Here is a 17,758-nt window from a genome sequence, read left to right on the forward strand (position 1 = left end):
GTCCACAGTCATGATAGGTGACAACGGTGATTGCATGTCACCAGTCCCACGCCGTCTACGGTTATCCTCGAAGGGTGAGTGAGAACAATTCATCGCAGGACTCCCGCAGCCGCATCGCCCGATGGGCCTTCCCCGACGGAGTCGACCCCGATCCTCGCTTCACCCTGGCCAACGAGCGGACCTTCCTGTCCTGGATTCGCACCGCGTTGGCGTTCATCGGCGGCGGAATCGCCGTCGAGGCCTTCACCTCGGAGATCTTCAGCACGGGTCTGCGGGCGACCCTGTCGATCGTGCTCATGGTCATCGGCTTCGTCCTCGCCGCCGGTGCCGCCGTCCGCTGGCATCGCATCGAATCGGCGATGCGTCGCAAGACCTCACTGCCGCTGCCGCTCATCATCCCCATCGTCAGCCTCGCCTCGGCGCTGGGTGCCGGTCTTCTCGTCCTGGTGTTCGCCGGCCTGCTGTGATGCCGACCCGCTCACCGCGACCGCAGCCGCATGACGATCCGGCTCTGCAGCCGGAACGCACCGTCCAATCATGGCTGCGCACGAGTCTGACGATGACGGTCGTCAGCCTCATCTTCATGCGCTTCATCCACGTCTTCCAAGGCTGGTCGGTGGCGCTCTTCGTCGTGTGCATGGGCATGGCCATCGTCGCCATCGCCATGCAGGTCAGACGCTACCGGCTCGGTTCGGTCTCGATTCGGGCCGAACGCGGCCGGCCGTCGCCATGGGCGGTCATCTTCCTCACGACCTCGGTGTGTCTGATTTCGGTGCTGAGCATCGCCTCAGTCATCAAGATCAGCCTGCTCTGAGGCTCTCCACCCGCTCAACCTTCCAGACCGCCTGATCGGCATCCCATCTGCTTCCACCCGACACCGCGCACGCCCGCTGCGCATGCCGCGTTATGAGACCGCCGTCCGGTCCGCTGACCTGCACGCCTAAACTGGTGCGTATGAAGGATGCACGCGAAGTCTCCACCGCCCCACTCGTCGCCGTCGGCCTCATCGGCGGCTTCCTCACCGCCCGCGAGACCGGGATCCGCCCCCTCGGCGGAGTCGTCCTCGCCGCAGCGGGTGCCTACGCCGCCCGCTCCTGGTATGTGAAGAAGGGCTGGCCGGCCGCCACCGGACTGAGCTTGGCCTACCTCGGCGGGTTCGGCGCTTCCCATCCCCTGGCGAAGAAGATCGGCGCATGGCCGGCCGTGTTCGCCGTCAGCGCGGTCAGCGCCGCAGCCTCCTATATCGTCTCCGATATCGCCGAGTCGGACTGATCCCACCGTCGAGGAGGCTCGACCTCCGCACGTCGCCGTGCATTCCGCCCGGCGACGATCCCGACCGTCCCGAACTGGTACCCGCTCTACGGGACTGACACCAGCCGCACCAGACTGACCGCAGCACTCCCAGCCGCAGGAAGCGAGGACCCGAGCAGCCCATGCTGGCCGTATTCGAAGGTTTCGCCGTCATCGCCGGAGTCATTCTGGTCGGGTTCGTCCTCGGCCGCTCCGGCGTACTCGGTCCCCACGGCCAGCAGGTCATCGCGAAGCTCGTCTTCTACGCCGGCACCCCGACGCTACTCTATGTCACAGTCTCCGAGACCGACCTCGGGCTGATCTTCAACACCGCCCTCTTCGCCACCGGCGGCTCGGCGCTCATCGTCGGTGCCGCCCTCTTCGTCCTCACCAAGTGGATCAGAAAGCGCAGCACCGGGGAGGCGATGTTCTCCGCGTGGGCGACCAGCTACGTCAACATCGGCAACCTCGGCATCCCGATCGCCGCCTATGTCCTCCGCGACATCGGCTATGTCGCCCCGGTCCTGCTCTTCCAATTGCTCGTCCTCGCCCCCATCGGCATGGCCGTGCTCGACGGTGCGGGCAAGAAGCAGCATGATTCGCAGTGGTACTCCGCGATCCTCCAAGTGCTCAAGAACCCCATCGTCCTCGGTGCTGCAGCCGGTGTGGCCGCCTCGGCGACGGGCTTCGAGCTGCCGCGTTTCGTCTTCGAACCCATCGACATGATCGGCGCCACCGCGGTCCCGGGTGCCCTGTTGGCGTTCGGCATCTCGCTCAAGGACGGGTGGGGAATCCCCGTCAAGGGAAGCCGCGCACAGCTGAGCTACATCACCGGCGCCAAAATCATCGCTCAGCCGGTCATCGCCTGGGCCATCGGCGGCCCTCTGCTCGGCTACGACGGGGTCGACCTCTTCGCCATAGTCGTCACCTCCGCGCTGCCGACCGCGCAGAACGTCTACATATACTCGATGCAGTACCGACAATCCGAGGCGCTCATGCGCGATGCCGTCTTCATCACCACCGTGCTCTCCGTTCCGGCTCTCGTCATCATCGCCGCCCTCCTCGGCTGACTCCGCGAAATCGGCCGCCGTGGCGTGTCCTCCCCCGCTTGGACCCTGTGGTCACTGACAATGGGGATGTGTCCAGAGACGAGAAGAACGAGACCGAAGACCTCCTGAGCAGGCGGATGAGTTCAGGGTCTGCCAGTGCTGCCGACAAGCAGTCGCAGGCTCCTCTGGAGGCGGCCAATGATCCCTCGACCGACACCGAGGCGTTCGATCCGATCACGGATCCCATTGCCGAGGATGCCCCCAAGCATTCCGCGGATGCGAAGCCCTCGACGGGTCCGGTGAGGGTGACTCCCGCCCACTCGACGAATCCGACCTCTCAGCCCGCGACCGCAAGCACGCGTACCGCCGACCACACCGCCGCGCAGAAGTCAGCCGGCACGGATTCGGCCGCCGTTGCATCGACAGCCGGGGCATCATCCTCGACCGATGCAGGGGCCACACGCGAGGTGCCGCAGAATGCGCGCACCGCGGTGATGAGCGAAGCCGATTGGGCCGCGGTGTCGAAGGCGGCAACGTCGACCGATGCCCGCGATCCCGAGGTGCCCGAACGACGTCGGTCCGTGCTCGATGTCATCGGCACGATCTGGATCATGCTCGCCACCCCCTTCGTCCTGTTGGCTCTGGCGGTGCGCTTCGTCGCCTCGGGGATCTTCCTCAAGTTCGAGTACTTCCGGCCCGGTTTCCCGGCCGATCAGTTCGGCTTCAGTGCCGCCGACCGTGAGCACTACGGGACCTATGTCATCGACTATCTGCACAACTTCGATTCCCGGCGCTACCTCGCCGATATCGTCATGCCCAACGGGGAGCCGATCTTCATCTCCGACGAACTCAGCCATATGGCTGACGTCAAGGGTCTGATCTCGCTGCTCTACCTCGTGGCTCTCGTCGGCATCATCGGATCTGTGCTGTTCGGCATCTACATGTGCCGCAGAAACGGATCGGGCATCCATGCAGGCGTGCGTCTGGGGTCGATCTTCAGCATCATCGTCATGGCCGCTGTCGCCGTTGTCGCCGTCCTCGGCTGGGACAGCTTCTTCCGCGGGTTCCACAAGGTGTTCTTCGCCGATGGGACCTGGGAGTTCTACGCCGATGATTCGCTCATCCGCCTCTTCCCGCCTCAGTTCTGGGTCGATGCGGGCATCGCCGGCGGCGGGCTGTTCGTGCTCCTGGCGATCATCCTCTTCCTGCTCAGCTTCACCGGTCACAAGAAGCGCCGGGCGCTGCGCAAGGCACGTAAGGACGCCGAAGCAGAGATCTGATTCGGTTTCGCCGCAGTCCGGAGCATCGGCCTCCGGCGGCACAGCAGCGCGTCACTGTACAGCGGGTTCGAGTCCCGCTCCACGGTTCCGGCCGGGTGGTCTTTCCCCTTCCACCCGGCCGAATTTCTGCCCGGAGTCGGTGGACCGGACCAGCGTTCTCCCGCCTCGGTGACGGTGGGCGACTGCTGACTAGTCGTCGACGGCGTCGCGGCCGCGGCGGACCAGAAGCGGGTCGGCTTCGTAGACGACCGAGGGGTCTTTGTCCTCATAGTCGAACTGGTTGAGGAAGTAGCGCATCGCGTTGAGGCGGGCGCGTTTCTTGTCATTGCTCTTGATCGTGATCCACGGAGCGTGGTCGGTGTCCGTGCGGCGGAACGTCTCTTCCTTCGCCTCCGTGTAGTCGTCCCAGCGATCGAGGGACTCGAGATCCATCGGTGAGAGCTTCCACCGCCGCACCGGGTCGATCTGACGGATCGCAAACCGGGTCCGCTGTTCCCTCTGGGTCACGGAGAACCAGAACTTCGTGACGTGGACTCCGGAGTCGATGAGCATCTTCTCGAACACGGGAGCCTGTTCCATGAAGGTCTCGTATTCGTCGTCGGTGCAGAATCCCATGACTCTCTCGACGTTGCCCCGGTTATACCAGGAGCGGTCGAACATGACGATCTCCCCGCTCGTGGGCAGGTGGGAGATGTAGCGCTGGAAGTACCACTGTCCGGCCTCGCGGTCGGAGGGTTTGTTGAGCGCCACGACGCGGGCGGCACGCGGGTTGAGGTGTTCGGTGAAGCGTTTGATCGTTCCGCCCTTGCCGGCAGCATCGCGGCCTTCGAAGACGATGACGTGTTTGGCGCCGGTGTCCTGACCCCAGTATTGGAACTTCAGCAGTTCGACCTGCAGCTTGTACTTCTCGAGTTCGTACTCTTCGCGGTCCATCTGCTCGTCGTACGGATACCCCTCACGCCACGTTTCGACGGCCCGGCCCATGGGGTCGATGAGGTGCGGATCCGTGGTCTGACTGTCCTCGACAGTGTACCCTTCGAGGCGGAGCTTGTCGATGTACTCCCGCAGATTCTCTTGGAACAGATTGTTCACGAGATCCTTCCCTTTCGCTGTCGACACCGGCTTGTGTGCCTCGTGCACGATAATGTGCCGAGATGAATATCAGGTTATGCGATCGACGTCGCGACGCGGGATGATTCCGACGCTCAATAGTGGGGCGATGGCGATGAGTCCGAAGGACAGCGGATAGCCGAATGCCGTCACCAGGGCACCGAATCCGGGGCCGAGCAGGGCCGACATGACGAACTGTCCCGTGTTCTGGGCTCCCAGCGCTTTGCCCGACCAGCGCGGTCCGGCGGCTTCGGCCACCGAGGCGAAGGCCAGTCCGTTATCGGCCACTGAGACGGCTGAGGCGAGGATGAAGACGACTGCGGCGACGGCGGGCAGTTCCGTCAGCGACAGGATGGCGATGGCCACCACGACGATCACCGCTGCGACGGCGACGATGCGCATGAGGCCGACGCGGGATCCCGTACGGTCGGCGAGCGCGCCGACGACCATGCGACCGACTGCGCCTACGATCTGCGCGATCGCGACGATCGCTCCGGCGGCCCCTGCTCCGATCCCTTGGACGGCGATGAGCCAGACGAGTCCGTAGGTGGAGAATGCGAACTGGGGAACGACGAGCAGCGCGGAGACCGCGTGGATGCGCCACAGGAAGGAATCGCTGCGGTAGGGATTGATCGCCGAGGTGGTGCCGGGTTTCCCCTCCCCCGCCGAGGCGGTCCCGGACTCGGTCTGTCCGTGGCGTTCGGTCTCCGGATCGATGTCGCTGTCGAGTTCGGCCACCTCGGCGCGGGTGGGAGCCTGGTCCGGCGGGTTGCGGATGACGGCGAAGCAGATGAGGGCGAGCAGTCCGGTCACGGCGGCGACGAACCACAGGTAGGCGGGGAATCCGCCGGCCGCGGCGATCGCCGGGATGGTCACGGCGGCCACGCTCGTGCCCAGGGGTTGGGACATCTGGCGGATGCCCATGGCCAGTCCTCGGCGGTGGCGGGGGAACCACCCCATGACGACGCGACCGGATGCCGAGTTCACCGAGGCGGCGGCAGCGCCGGAGGCGGCGATGACGATGACCATCCAGATCGGCGAGTCGACGACGAGGACCGCAGCCGCCGAGAGCACAGCGGTCAGACCTATGCCCAAGGTCATCGCAAGGCGTTCACCGAAGCGGTCGGCAAATGCACCCCAGGCGATGAGGGTGAGGATGAGTCCGAAGCTCGGTGCGGCAGCGACGGTGCCGGCCTGGGTGAGTGTGAACCCGAGGTCGGAGTGCATATAGGGGATGAGGAAGGCGGGTCCGGCGATCGCGATGGTCGCCGCCATCTGTGTGAGGACGCCGACGACGAGGATCACCCAGGCCTGCCGGGTGGGTCCGTTCGTCGTCATCGTTCCAGGTTAGCCGTGTGCCAGGTTCGTCCGCGGGATGTCTCAGATCGCGGTGGCCGAGCTTTGCCGATAAAGTGTGTTCTGAGCATTCCCCCTATAGCCCAATCGGCAGAGGCAGTCGACTTAAAATCGATTCAGTCTGGGTTCGAATCCCAGTGGGGGGACCATAGAAAGTGGCTTTCACCTGCAATGATGCGCATTCACAAACTACGCCGATTCCGATGGGGAGTCGAGTACCCCACGCTTACCCATCTTTTTCGTTTCCGTTCTGCCCGAATCGGTTGAGGATTTCGGACATGTCCGGGACCGCGGTTGCCTTCTTCACATAGTGCTTGGCAGTGACCGTCGTTCCCGAATGCCCGAGGACTGCTGCGGCGGCCTCGAGCGTCGCCTCGGCGTCAATGAGCGTGGCCACTGACTTCCGGAACACATGTGGCGAGATCTCGCCGGAGTCTTCCACTGTTTTAAGTGCCTCACGCAGGGTGCGCCGATAGTTGTTCGGCCACTTCCAGGTGCCCTTACCAGAAGGAAACACGGCGTTCGTCTCCGTCGGAATCGCCTCAACGCTGCGCCGCAGAAGGACATCCACGACGAACTGCGGCAGAGTGAGGACCCGGAAGCCGCTCGAAGTCTTGGTATGGGACTGTCTCTGCAGACCCTTCTTCTTGAGATAGACGAGGGTACCTGTCACAGTCACGGTCGGCTGTCCACTGAGGTCGACGTCCTCCCAGCGCAAGGCGAGCACTTCGGAGATCCGCAGCCCCGTCCCGAGCATGACGTCGACCACATCAAGCACGTCGGTCCCGCGCCGCGGCCCGCGATAGCCAGCTCCCTCCTGCCATGTGCGCAGACCTTCACGAAGCGCACCGACTTCTTCGACTGTAAGGGCCTCGACAGGCTTCTTCGGCTTCGACGGCAGGCGCACGTCACGCACCGGATTGGACCGGATTGCATCGTGGCGCACAGCCAGTGTGAACATGCCGTTGAGGACGGATCGCGCGGTCCTTGCCAGCCCCGGAGTCGATGACGCAAGGTTGCGGAGGAAGCGGTCAACTCGGGAGACCGTGGCTTCCATGATCATGTATTCGCCGAGCGCGGGGAGAACATGCTGGTTCACGCTGTCTGTGTAGCGTTCAATAGTTTGGTCCGTGCAGTTGTCGGTGAGGTCCGGGTCGGCCAGCCAGATCGTCGACAGTTCCGCCACAGTGGTGCGGCCGGATATCGAGTCGCCAGCTGATTCGATCTCGTCGCGGAGAGCCTTGAGCAGGTTGCGTTCGGCCTTGGCACCGGAGGCGCCATACGCTTCCCGCTGCCGTGTCTTACCGGTGAAGTCACGGAACCTCGCTCGTGCCCGCCATTTCGGCTTCGACCTCATCGTCTATGGTCTCGTCTCGACGGCTGAAGACTCCCCGGGCGAGATCGTCGAGGTCGAAAATGACTTCGGCCTCGTCGAAACTGTCTCGACCGACGACCCACTACTCCCCCACGACAGCCTCGAGGACGCCTGGTCCGAAGTCGACCTCGTCGAACCGGGACTGGTGGCACTGCTCGGGCATACGTCCAACGGACTGCCCGGTACCTTTCCGCTTCCAGTCGAGACGTGGGTGTCGCAGCTTCCATCCACGGTGCCGACCATTCGCGGATGGCAGGCCCCACCCCCGCGAGGGAGCGAGCACATCGAGACTCCACAGACGCCGGCACAGCGCCGTCCGATCTCCCCAGCCCAGATACTCCACCGGCCGGAAGAGAGTGCCGAGATCGCAGCTCAGCTGGTACGGAGGCATCCCCCGATCGTCTCGATCACCGGCAGACCCGGCACCGGGCGCACCGCAGTGCTCCACGAGGTCGTTGCGCAATTGCGCATGTCCCGACAGCCGATGATTCTGCGTCCGTTCGTCGCGGACGGACTCTCTCCGACCGACGCGCTGCAAGCAAGGCTCGAGTCTGTCGTCGCGCACGAAGCCAGCGTTCCCGAGGCCATCGTCATCGATGATTTCGACCAGATCGCGAGGCTGGGCAAGACTGGATCGATCGACCGCGACTTCATCGAGCGCGTCAGCCAGGCTGCAGCACTGGGGATGATCCGCTTCCTCATCGTCCTTAATGACGAGCGACTCGACGCGCTTGAAGGACTCGACATTGACCTCACCGACACCATCGCGCACATCCGTCTCGGGACCCTTCCACGCGACGAAATGGTCGACATCGTCCGCACGATGGCCGGAGCTCACGTCGATGCCGCAGGGTTCAGCCTTAATGAGGACCAGTTGGCTTCAGCTCTTGCCCCAGCTGCTGCGAATGAGTATTTGGGGCAGCCGGGTTTGGCAATCAGCCGAGTCGAGACAGCAGTCGCACGAGCCCGGCAGCGAGGGGGCCGTATTATCAGCGGCAGAGACCTCGAGTGTTCAGCTTCGAACGCATCTGCCCTGTCCGCTGAAGGGCTGAAATCACGACTGCTCGCCGAGGTGCGCGGCCAGGATGCTGCCGTCAGCACTCTTGCTGGCCGGTTGGCACCTGCCTTGACTGGCTTGAAACTGCGGCCTGAGCGTCCACATGGCGTTTTCCTCTTCGCCGGCCCCTCCGGAGTCGGTAAGACCGAAACAGCCAAACGACTTGCCGATACTGTTTACGGGTCGCCCGACGCTCTCATCCGCCTCGATATGTCGGAGTATGCGAACGAAGATGACGCCAGGATGAAGCTCATCGGAGCTAGCAAGGTCTGGAAGAACAGTTCGACCGAAGGCCTCCTGACGACAAAGGTGATCGAGAAACCGCGCAGTGTCATCCTCCTCGACGAATTCGAGAAGCCCCATCCGAGCGTATGGAACGTCTTCCTCCAGGTCTTCGACGAAGGCATGCTCACGGATGGCCGGGGCCGCGTTGCCTCATTTGCGGAGTCGATCATCATCCTCACCTCGAACCTCGGAGCACGAGAAGCCAGCGTTCGATCGGCGGGTTTCGGAGAGGTAGATCAGTATGATGCCAGCCGTCAGGATGCCGCCATCAGCGATGCGTTGCCACCAGAACTACAGGGCCGCCTGACCGCGACCGTCCATTTCGACCCCCTCTCCGTCGACGCACTGCGCGAGCTCGCCCGGATGGAACTCGAGCGTGCAATGACTCGTTTCGAGCACCAGGGGTGGCAGATCGACTTCGACGACGACGTCGTCGAGTGGGTCGTTCATTCCGCCCACGATGCTCGGTTCGGAGCTCGGCAGGTTCAGCGGACTATTGAAAGTGAAATCTTCCCATTGCTCGCGTCTCGACCAATTTCAAAGTTGCGCGTCCGAGCCGAAGACGGTCAGCTCAGCGTGGATGAGGCCGAGTATCCCTGTTGAAGAGTCTGAAATGCTATCTATGTATCGTTGAACCGTTGATCGAACGGCATGCCTCGGCGCAGAACGAACTCTCCGCGTCCTTCGGGAATCAACAGTCTGGTGCGTCCGAGCTCTCCCGAATTCAGCCATGGATGCCCGTCGAATCTGCCTCGGCCTTGAGCGCAACTCCTGTGCGATCCTTGAGTAGCGAGGTCGCGATGAGTCCGATCGCGGACATGGCCAGAAGATAGACGACGATCGCCCAGGTCGAACCGAAAGCCTGCAGTAGGAGCTGCGCGATCGTCGGAGCGAACGCTCCGCCGAGTACACCGCCGATGGCGTAGCTAATCGAGATGCCCGAGTACCTGATCGAAGGCGGAAACACTTCTGCGTACCAGACTGCCTGCGGACCGTAGGTGAGTCCGAGACCGACGGCGAGCAGGCATGTACCGATGAGGACACCGGCGATACCACCGTTGAAGACGAACTCGAAGAGCGGCACGATCGCCGCAGCCTGAACGAACCAGCCGACGGTGACCACGGGCTTGCGGCCGAAACGATCCGTAAGCGTCCCGGCGGCGAAGGTCGCAATCGCCCACACGACGGCAGCGGAGAGCACTGCGAGTTGGACGCCCACGGGATCATAGCCAAGTCCTCCTTCGGCGATTGGCCGGGAGGAGAGACCCTGAACGTAGCCGCCGGTGAGCATGTAGCCTACTGCGTTGTTGCCTGCGAAGAAGAGCGCACAAAGCACGACGAGGAGGGCGTGGTGCTTGAAAACCTTGACGATCGGAGCAGACTCGCGCGCTCTGGTGTCGGCGATCTCCTTGAACACGGGTGATTCGTCAACGGTGTGGCGGATGATGAAGCCGAGGATGATGAGGACGATGGAGAAGAGAAACGGCACCCGCCATCCCCACTCGGCGAAAGCGTCCCCCGGCGCGATGATCTGCACGAGGGCAAGCATCGCCGAGGCGAGCAGCATGCCGAAAGGAACGCCGAGTTGGGGGAAGATCCCGAAGAGCCCACGGTGCTTCACCGGTGCATGTTCGACAGCGATGAGAACTGCACCGCCCCATTCGCCACCCGCCGAGAGTCCCTGGAGAATACGGAGGCAGATGAGAAGGACCGGCGCGGCGATACCGATCGACTCGTAGGTGGGAAGGAGCCCAATGCCGGTCGTCGCCAGTCCCATAAGCAGCAAGGTGAAGACGAGCATCGGCCGGCGTCCGAGACGATCGCCGAAGTGCCCGGCGAGGAAGGCTCCGAGGGGGCGGAAGAGGAATGAGAGTCCGATCGTGACGAGCGAAAGGATCTGCATGAACTCCGGACCAGCGGGCTCAAAGTAAAGCTCCGCAAGGATGAGGTTGGCGGCGAAGGCGTAGATGAAGAAGTCGTACCACTCAATGGTCGTACCGATGATTGAGGCAGCAACGACCTTGCGCTGTTCTCGGCGCGAGGTGCTTGGTGAAGTTTGCGTGGACTGGGCCATGTCGTGACGTCCTTGTCAGGGGGCGAGGTCAATAGGTTCGGCTTCGCGGTAGTTTGGAGAAGGAAGGTCTCGTCGAGCTAAGGGGAGGGCTGTGCAGCGCTACCAGGTCACCGGAAGAGCGGAAATGCCGCGAAAGACCCAACCGTTCCATCGGGTTTCGCGTTCTCGGTCGACAGTCAGCTCGGGCAGCCGGCGGTAGAGTTCGGGCAATGCGCAGCTGGCGATCGCATTCTTCGCAGCCCATCGCCCGGCGCACATGTGTACGCCACTGCCGAAGCCGAGGTGTCCACGAGCATTCCGACTGACATCGTAGACGTCGGCATCGGTGAACATATCGGCGTCCCGGTTCGCGCTTGCCAGCAGCAGCCCGACGTCGGTGCCGGACTCGATCGGGACGCCACACACTTCAGTGTCAGCAATGACCTCGCGGGGGATCATGCCGATCGGTGACTGCCAGCGCACGGTCTCCTCGAAAGCACTGTCCCATCCGGTCTCGCCGCCGAGCACTGCGGACCGCTGATCGGGATGCTCGGAGAGTGCCCAGACGAGGTTAGTGATCATATGCTGCGGCTCGTTCATCCCGCCCGAGATCGTCAGATGCACGTTAGCTCGCACGACGTTGTCGGGGAGGCCGACCTCGATGAGATGAGATGTGATCGAGGCATCCGGGGATTTTCGCAAGCGCGGTATGAGGCGGTCGAGGATCGCGTCGACCTCGGTCTGACTCTCTTCGGCCCACTTCCAGATCTGCGGTTCGTCGAGGATGTTGCCGATGCCGGCGATGTAGGACGTCGACCAACGGCGCATGCTCTCGACATCGACGTCGTCGGGGAAACCGACGAGGTCGATGAGGTTCTGGCTGGCCACAGGGGCCGCGAAATCACGGTTGAGATCGGCTTCGTCAGGCCCGACCTCAACCAGGTGATCTAGCCAGGTGAGGACATTGTCGGCGAATTTGGGCGACCATACGGACTTGATTGTCTTCGGTCGCAGGGTGGGGTTGATCGCCGAGCGTTCGGCGGCGTGTTCGGGATCGTCCTTGCGCAGCATCGGCCGGCCGCCCAGCGCCCGGACCATCGTGGGGTTCTGCCGTGAATGCGAGGAGAAGCACTCGGGGTGCTGTTCGGCTTCCGATACAGCGGCATGGGTGGTCAGGAGCACCCGGTTGACGCTCGGGGCGAAGACGACCGGCCCCAGCTCACGCAGACGGGCGAATTGCGGGTAGGGGTCCCGCATCGCCGCGTGCGGATCAAACCAGTCAGCGACCGGCATCGCGGTCTGAGCAGGCAAACTAACCATTGATACTGCTCCTTTGCAGAATGTGGGTGTCACGGTCAAAGCGACTATGGCTAGGTTCCGCCGAAACGGACCCCGGAGCAAACGGGCTTTTCCGGAGTATTAACCCGACCCGCACGGGGAAGAGTGTCACTCACCCATGATCCGACCGATCTCCCCGCCGAGATCAACGGCGGTATCGATGACGGCGTTGACCCGTGGTGGCAGGGGGTCCCGAGGCCACGTGACGAGGATGTCGATGGGCCGCGGCGGTGGGTCGATGGGGACGTAGACGACACGCTGTCCGTCCCAGGTTTCCGTCGAGACGTTGCGTCGCATGAGGAGTGTATAGCCGACCCCGCGGCCCACGAGCGACCGGCAGAGCTCGTAGTCGGCAGTGCGATGGATAACGCGTGGGGTGATGCCTTGGCTCGACATCAATTCGAGTGTGTAGGTGCGGCTGGCAACGATGTCGAGAAGGATCATCGGCTCGTCGGCGATTTCGATCAGGGCGATTCTCTTTCGGGAGGCCAGCGGATGGTCCTCGGCGAGGACAATCATCGCTTCGGTAACGCCGAGTGACCGACGGTGGTACTCCGGCGGCATTCCGAGGTCGAAGGTGACGACGAGGTCGACTTCTGCTCGATCCGCAGCGACCAGCAGTGAAGTGAGGTCGTCGATACGGTAGTCAATGCGGATGTCAGGATAGCGCTTTTCGACCTCGACGATGAGGTGGGGCAGGGTGATCGAGGCAAGTGTGTTGGTGATGCCGATGCGGACCGGTCCGACGATCGAGTTCGCATGGTGACCCACTGAAGTCATCAGCTCGGCACCATCGGCGGCGAGGCGACGGGCGAAGGGCAGCACCGTGAGTCCGTCTGAGGTCAGTGTGGCCCCGCGCGAGCGTTGCCGGCGAAAAAGTTCGACGCCGAGAGAGCGCTCCATCGCGGTGATCGAGTCGGCGACTGCCGAGTCCGAGGCGCGGATGGACTGCGCGGCGCTGGAGAATGAGCCGGTCTCGGCCACGGCGAGGAAGCACTCGACTTGGCGGAGGGTGAAGCGCATTGGCAGGGCTGGAGGGATGGCGTCGAAGTCTGGCATGAACCCATTATCACGGATTCACCGAGGAAGATCATCGGATAATCCCGCTTCCATCCCGTTAGCGTTCACTGTCACGATGATCATGTGACGTCCGCAGAGTAGCGGCCGCAGGGATTTGAGGAGGCATCGATGCCGAGAATCGTTTACGTCCATCCGGATCAAACCGAACAAATCGTTGACATCGACGACGGTGTGAGTGTGATGCGCGCCGCTATCGTCAACGGCGTCGACGGGATCGTCGGTGAGTGCGGAGGACAGGCTATGTGTGCAACCTGCCACGTCTTTGTGCAGACCTCGGACATCGAGCTGCCCGAGATCGGTGAGGACGAAGAAGAGATGCTCGACTGCACCGCGGAGGCGCGCCGGGACAACAGTCGCCTCGGCTGCCAGCTCGCTGGGGCGACAGCCTTCAACAAGATCGTCGTGCATCTGCCGGAAAGCCAGGTGTGAGATGGACTCGCGCATAGTCACCATCGGTGCAGGCCAAGCTGGACTCACTGCGTCCGTCTCGCTGCGAGAGAGCGGTTGGACCGGTCCCATCACCCTCGTCGGCGAGGAGAACCATAGTCCCTACCAGCGGCCTCCGCTTTCGAAGGGTTATCTCTCAGGCGCCGAGGGCGATGACACACTCACTCTCAAAAGCGACGCCGCCCTCGAACGCGCAGATATCGCTGTAGTCCTCGGCAAGCAGGCAATCGCGATTGACCGGCACCAGCAGCACGTTATCCTCGAAGACGGCACGACCGTGCCCTATGACTTCCTCATCTTGGCCACTGGCTCTAGCGTCCGTGAGCTCTCCATCCCGGGCAACGATCTCGAAGGCATCCATTACGTGCGCACTGTCGGTGACGCGGACGAGCTGCGCGCGGATTTCGAGCTCGGCGGTGACACTGTGTTCATCGGCGGCGGGTTCCTCAACCTCGAGATCGCTGTACAGGCGCAGAGGGTCGGCCACGTCACTATCGCCGAAGTGGGATCCCAGATCCTCGGGCGGGTGGTGAGCCAGGAGACAGCCAATGCCCTCGCCGACCGTCACCGTGAGCAAGGGATGGAGATCCTCACCGGCGTCGAGGTGGCCGAGATCTGTGGTGAGCACGGTCGTGTGGCGGGCATCACCCTGAAGTCCGGAGAGAACTTCCCCACGCGCCGGGTCGTCGTCTCGATCGGGTCGGTCGCGCGCACCAATCTTGCCGAGACAGCCGGGCTCGAGGTCGATCGTGGGATCCTCGTCGATAAGAACCTTAGGACGAGCGATCCGAGAATCTTCGCGATCGGAGACTGCGCGAAATACCCCAACCGTTACGCCGGCATCGACATGCGCGTCGAATCTGTGCAGAACGCTGCCGATCACGGACGCTTCCTCGCGACAGTGCTCACCGGTGCCTGCAAGGACGGCTACTGCTCGGTGCCGTGGTTTTGGAGCACACAAGGTGACATGAAACTGCAGATCGCGGGGATATCGATGGCCAGCGACGAATCGCGAATTGTCGAGCAGACGGATACCGGCAGGCTCGTAGTCGAGCGCTACCGTGAGGGTCGTCTCGTCGCAGTTGAGACCGTCAACGCACCAGGGCCGCACATGAAAGCTCGCCACGCTCTGGCTGCGGGCATGGTTTCGGCCTGAGCAGAGCTTGCCCATCAATGGTCATTCGGAATGGAGCAACCAGTCTGCGACCGGAGGTCGGCTGCTTGCGAAACCAAAAAAGCTTAGCCTCTACGAATCCCAGGGCTTGACACTGTGAGAGATCCACTAGTTCCCCCTCCACGTAGAGGCCGCTGAAATTGAGTTTCGGTGAGCCGTCTAGCTGTGCGCAGGACCCGTCACCAACTCCGTCGAGTGGTAGACCATCACTGCGTTGGCTGATTGGAAATCCCGCAATGACCTTGCCAGGCGTGAGACCGTCGTCGCGGCATAATGTTCGGAGTGCCACGCACCAGTCCGATACACACTCAACCGCTCGATTGGAAGGTTCCTTGAATCCAACGGCGAGAAATGAGCGAAGTTTCCGAAGATCCATCAGATGCAACGGGCGACGTCAACGGGTCGACGATGCCCCCGCGGGCCCCTTCAACCGACTCCTCGACGCCGAAGTTTTGTCGCCGCAGCAAGTGGCCGAGAGGACGAAGTATCGAGACAGTCTCAGTCCGGCGACGATCGCTGCCGAGATCGCTCGGGTCCAGGACCGGTTACTGGTGCGCTCACGCGAGAAGACCGAGCACCTCTTTCTGGCGTCGTTCCCATCAGCCCGGCCGGATGTGCGCAAGGGTGTTCGGGTCAAGAACGGGAGAGTTTCGCGGGCATTCATATGTGAGGCGTCAGCACCTTTTCGCGGGCAAATTGATAGGAGGCGCTACGACGATCACCCATCGGTCGCACGTTGCAAGTAACGTCGCCGGCCGAGTCCAGGACGAAGTCCTCAACGCGCACCGAGCGCGCCCGGTTATCGTCGCTGTGAGGGCCAGGGTTTCGAAGTCGTCGCGCCGCCGCAGGACAAAGATTGGTGCATGTGCAACAATGACGTGTGGCCCTCCCCTCGGCCCGGCGCATCGCCGCCGAATGTGTTACGAATCCATTTGAGGAGCATTCATGGCAGAGGTCCAGTTTGCCAAGATCGGTCTGATCATCGGGAGCACCCGTCCCGCGCGGGTCGGTCCGCAGATCGCCGAGACCATCCGTGCAGGATTCAACTCTCCGCGCACACGTCTGCAGGTCATCGATCTGGCGGAAGTGGGCCTGCCTTTCCTCGATGAACCGCGCCAGCCGGCACTTGGCGACTACGTCCACGAGCACACCAGGGCATGGGCTACGACCATCGACGCTCTGGACGGTGTCCTGCTGCTGACGCCACAGTACAACGGCGGGTACCCCGCATCGCTCAAGAACGCGATCGACTTCCTTTACGCCGAGTGGAATGACAAGCCCGTCACGGTGATCAGCTATGGCGGTCACCGCAGCCGCGGCGGCAGCGGCGCGCTCCAGCAGTTGGGTGAGGTCTTGCGGGTCACCAGGTCCAATCATGTCCACCCGGACGTTTCGATCGAGCTCGATCCAAGCGACTACGGCCCGGAGGGGACGCTCGTGGATCCGGTGGCGGTAGTCGCTCCTTACACCAAAGATATTCATGCCGCCATTCACCGGCTTGCGCAGGCTTCCCGAGAACGCCCTGCTGAACACTGAATCGACTGCATCAGGATTGCCGATGCACGCCGAACCTTCGAGGCGGCCGTCGATGACGGCCGTCGTTAGGTCTGGCCGGAGGCCGACCGCTTGAGGAACCGCAGGTTCGGTCTCGGCAGCGATCGTCGCCGGATTGAGACTGTCTCGATACGCCGTCATCTCCTTCACTTGTTTCGGGGCCAGCATCCCGGCGTCGAGGAGCATGTCGACCGGTGTCCGCGGAGCATCCTAGATACGTTTGCGCTACCCGTTCCTCGTCGACCCTTACCCGGTCGGATTGATCGTGGCTTCAGATCATTGACCCGATCGTTGGCTAGGTGCTATCACCTGTTGAGTGCGCGTCGTTCCAGGTCAGTGTCGTAGCGGTAATCGAACCCATAGAGGCGTACAACGTGGTAGGTCTTCGACCAGGTCGTGGCCTGGTCGTTCTTCTGATACGGCCTAAACCGGGTGAAGTAAATGCCTCGCGACCCGGCCCATTCGATGACGTACTGGTTGAGGAATTCCGATCCGTAGTCGAGGTCGAGGCCGGTGATGGCACAGGGAAGCTCCCCTATTGCGATCTTCAGCCAGGTGAGGATGCTCGTAAGGGCGTTGGTGCGCATGGTGCGCATGGTGCGCATGGTGCGCATGGTGCGCATGGTGCGAGTATAGGTTCATCCGGGGCGGAAGTCGGTGAGGTCGAACGTGCGGGCGAATTCTCCGGACCCGACGGGTCCGCGTCCTCGAGAATCCCGTAGTTGCGCAGCATGTGGGCAAACACCAGGTTCCGATGGGCGCGGTCCAGCTCCCGGCCTGCTAGTTGCGAGAAGAAGTCCAGTACAGAAGTCGAGGGCACACTAGACGCGAGCATCTGGGGACGCCTGCGTGCACAGCAACAACGAGTGCGCGGCTGGTCGCCCGGCGTTAATCGTGGGATTCTTCGGCCGATGGATATCTCCCTTCAACGAGAGCTCATTGAAGGCCTCCCCAGAGGGCTCGACTCCGACGTACTCCAGGACGTCCTCAAGCTCGCGATCCACGATGGCGGCCGCGTCGGCGGACCGGGCACGACGATGTTCTTCACCGATCCGCATTCGCCGTAGCAGAGACCGACGACGAAGTCACAAATCGGGTGGTGCGTCGGTACTTCCCGAAAGGCACAGATCTCTCGCTGTGAGGATCAGCAAGGCTCGAAGCTGTCGCTTGCTCGCCGAACAATCGACCCTGAATATTCCTCGGGTGGAGAACGTCTCAGACGTCTTTGCCGAGGAGTCAGAATCGATTGGAACTGCTGGTGTAGCAACCACCGATTGAATTCGCCGTGCCGAAATGCAACCTCGTCGAGA

18 protein-coding genes and 1 tRNA gene are annotated in these 17,758 nt (G+C 62.7%); 11 read left to right on the forward strand and 8 right to left on the reverse strand.

The features are described 5' to 3' along the window. Positions 1 to 74 precede the first annotated feature (74 nt). From D3I60_RS17040 to D3I60_RS17060, 5 genes are all read left to right on the forward strand, one after another. On the forward strand, positions 75 to 467 hold the full coding sequence (locus tag D3I60_RS17040) for a YidH family protein (RefSeq protein WP_262777860.1): 393 nt from the start codon (positions 75 to 77) through the stop codon (positions 465 to 467). Next, positions 467 to 814 (forward strand): DUF202 domain-containing protein, encoded by a 348-nt coding sequence (locus tag D3I60_RS17045; protein ID WP_139907387.1) that lies wholly within the window; start codon positions 467 to 469, stop codon positions 812 to 814. The genes D3I60_RS17040 and D3I60_RS17045 overlap by 1 nt, the downstream gene beginning before the upstream one ends. Positions 815 to 954: 140 nt before the next feature. Continuing rightward, positions 955 to 1,272 carry a hypothetical protein gene (locus tag D3I60_RS17050; protein ID WP_262777862.1) on the forward strand — a complete coding sequence of 106 codons (318 nt, stop codon included), beginning with the start codon at positions 955 to 957 and terminating at the stop codon, positions 1,270 to 1,272. A gap of 161 nt (positions 1,273 to 1,433) precedes the next feature. After that, positions 1,434 to 2,360: an AEC family transporter gene (locus D3I60_RS17055; RefSeq protein ID WP_262777864.1), complete on the forward strand. Its 927-nt coding sequence runs from the start codon at positions 1,434 to 1,436 to the stop codon at positions 2,358 to 2,360. A gap of 68 nt (positions 2,361 to 2,428) precedes the next feature. Continuing rightward, positions 2,429 to 3,619: a TIGR01906 family membrane protein gene (locus D3I60_RS17060; protein WP_262777866.1), complete on the forward strand. Its 1,191-nt coding sequence runs from the start codon at positions 2,429 to 2,431 to the stop codon at positions 3,617 to 3,619. Positions 3,620 to 3,808: 189 nt separating this feature from the next. Here the strand turns inward: D3I60_RS17060 and ppk2 are convergent, their stop codons facing one another. Then, complete coding sequence (gene ppk2, locus D3I60_RS17065; RefSeq protein WP_262777867.1) at positions 3,809 to 4,711, reverse strand: polyphosphate kinase 2; 903 nt, start codon at positions 4,709 to 4,711, stop codon at positions 3,809 to 3,811. Positions 4,712 to 4,780: 69 nt separating this feature from the next. Beyond that, positions 4,781 to 6,067 carry an MFS transporter gene (locus D3I60_RS17070; RefSeq protein WP_262777869.1) on the reverse strand — a complete coding sequence of 429 codons (1,287 nt, stop codon included), beginning with the start codon at positions 6,065 to 6,067 and terminating at the stop codon, positions 4,781 to 4,783. Positions 6,068 to 6,157: 90 nt separating this feature from the next. On the opposite strand from D3I60_RS17070, the gene D3I60_RS17075 reads away from it, so the two are divergent. Continuing rightward, a tRNA-Leu gene (locus D3I60_RS17075) sits at positions 6,158 to 6,234 on the forward strand. A gap of 77 nt (positions 6,235 to 6,311) precedes the next feature. Here D3I60_RS17075 and D3I60_RS17080 read toward each other — a convergent pair. Continuing rightward, positions 6,312 to 7,442 carry a tyrosine-type recombinase/integrase gene (locus D3I60_RS17080; RefSeq protein WP_262777870.1) on the reverse strand — a complete coding sequence of 377 codons (1,131 nt, stop codon included), beginning with the start codon at positions 7,440 to 7,442 and terminating at the stop codon, positions 6,312 to 6,314. Here D3I60_RS17080 and D3I60_RS19240 point away from each other — a divergent pair. Next, positions 7,393 to 9,405, forward strand: coding sequence for an AAA family ATPase (locus D3I60_RS19240; RefSeq protein ID WP_262777872.1), 2,013 nt, complete (start codon positions 7,393 to 7,395; stop codon positions 9,403 to 9,405). The genes D3I60_RS17080 and D3I60_RS19240 overlap by 50 nt on opposite strands. Before the next feature lie 121 nt (positions 9,406 to 9,526). Here the strand turns inward: D3I60_RS19240 and D3I60_RS17090 are convergent, their stop codons facing one another. The 3 genes from D3I60_RS17090 to D3I60_RS17100 form a co-directional block, all read right to left on the reverse strand. Continuing rightward, on the reverse strand, positions 9,527 to 10,876 hold the full coding sequence (locus tag D3I60_RS17090; RefSeq protein ID WP_262777873.1) for an MFS transporter: 1,350 nt from the start codon (positions 10,874 to 10,876) through the stop codon (positions 9,527 to 9,529). Between the two features lie 99 nt (positions 10,877 to 10,975). Then, positions 10,976 to 12,175, reverse strand: a complete 1,200-nt coding sequence (locus D3I60_RS17095) for a cytochrome P450 (protein WP_262777875.1) — start codon at positions 12,173 to 12,175, stop codon at positions 10,976 to 10,978. A gap of 126 nt (positions 12,176 to 12,301) precedes the next feature. Next, positions 12,302 to 13,252, reverse strand: a complete 951-nt coding sequence (locus tag D3I60_RS17100; RefSeq protein ID WP_262777877.1) for a LysR family transcriptional regulator — start codon at positions 13,250 to 13,252, stop codon at positions 12,302 to 12,304. A 129-nt stretch (positions 13,253 to 13,381) separates the two neighbouring features. Here D3I60_RS17100 and D3I60_RS17105 point away from each other — a divergent pair, with 129 nt between their 5' ends. From D3I60_RS17105 to D3I60_RS17115, 3 genes are all read left to right on the forward strand, one after another. Beyond that, entirely contained in the window at positions 13,382 to 13,702 is a 321-nt protein-coding gene (locus tag D3I60_RS17105) for a 2Fe-2S iron-sulfur cluster-binding protein (RefSeq protein ID WP_262777879.1), read from the forward strand. Between the two features lies 1 nt (position 13,703). Next, entirely contained in the window at positions 13,704 to 14,876 is a 1,173-nt protein-coding gene (locus D3I60_RS17110; protein WP_262777881.1) for an NAD(P)/FAD-dependent oxidoreductase, read from the forward strand. A 963-nt stretch (positions 14,877 to 15,839) separates the two neighbouring features. Then, on the forward strand, positions 15,840 to 16,430 hold the full coding sequence (locus tag D3I60_RS17115) for an NADPH-dependent FMN reductase (protein WP_262777882.1): 591 nt from the start codon (positions 15,840 to 15,842) through the stop codon (positions 16,428 to 16,430). 323 nt (positions 16,431 to 16,753) lie between these two features. On the opposite strand, the gene D3I60_RS17120 is transcribed toward D3I60_RS17115, so the two are convergent. Both D3I60_RS17120 and D3I60_RS17125 read right to left on the reverse strand, forming a co-directional pair. After that, on the reverse strand, positions 16,754 to 17,071 hold the full coding sequence (locus D3I60_RS17120; protein WP_262777884.1) for a hypothetical protein: 318 nt from the start codon (positions 17,069 to 17,071) through the stop codon (positions 16,754 to 16,756). Positions 17,072 to 17,269: 198 nt separating this feature from the next. Continuing rightward, on the reverse strand, positions 17,270 to 17,428 hold the full coding sequence (locus D3I60_RS17125) for a glutaminase (protein WP_262778018.1): 159 nt from the start codon (positions 17,426 to 17,428) through the stop codon (positions 17,270 to 17,272). On the opposite strand from D3I60_RS17125, the gene D3I60_RS17130 reads away from it, so the two are divergent. Further along, complete coding sequence (locus tag D3I60_RS17130) at positions 17,360 to 17,515, forward strand: hypothetical protein (RefSeq protein ID WP_262778025.1); 156 nt, start codon at positions 17,360 to 17,362, stop codon at positions 17,513 to 17,515. The genes D3I60_RS17125 and D3I60_RS17130 overlap by 69 nt on opposite strands. The last annotated feature ends 243 nt before the right edge of the window (positions 17,516 to 17,758 follow it).

Origin of the sequence: Brevibacterium permense, from assembly GCF_025506275.1 — a bacterium.
GTDB lineage: Bacteria > Actinomycetota > Actinomycetes > Actinomycetales > Brevibacteriaceae > Brevibacterium > Brevibacterium permense_A.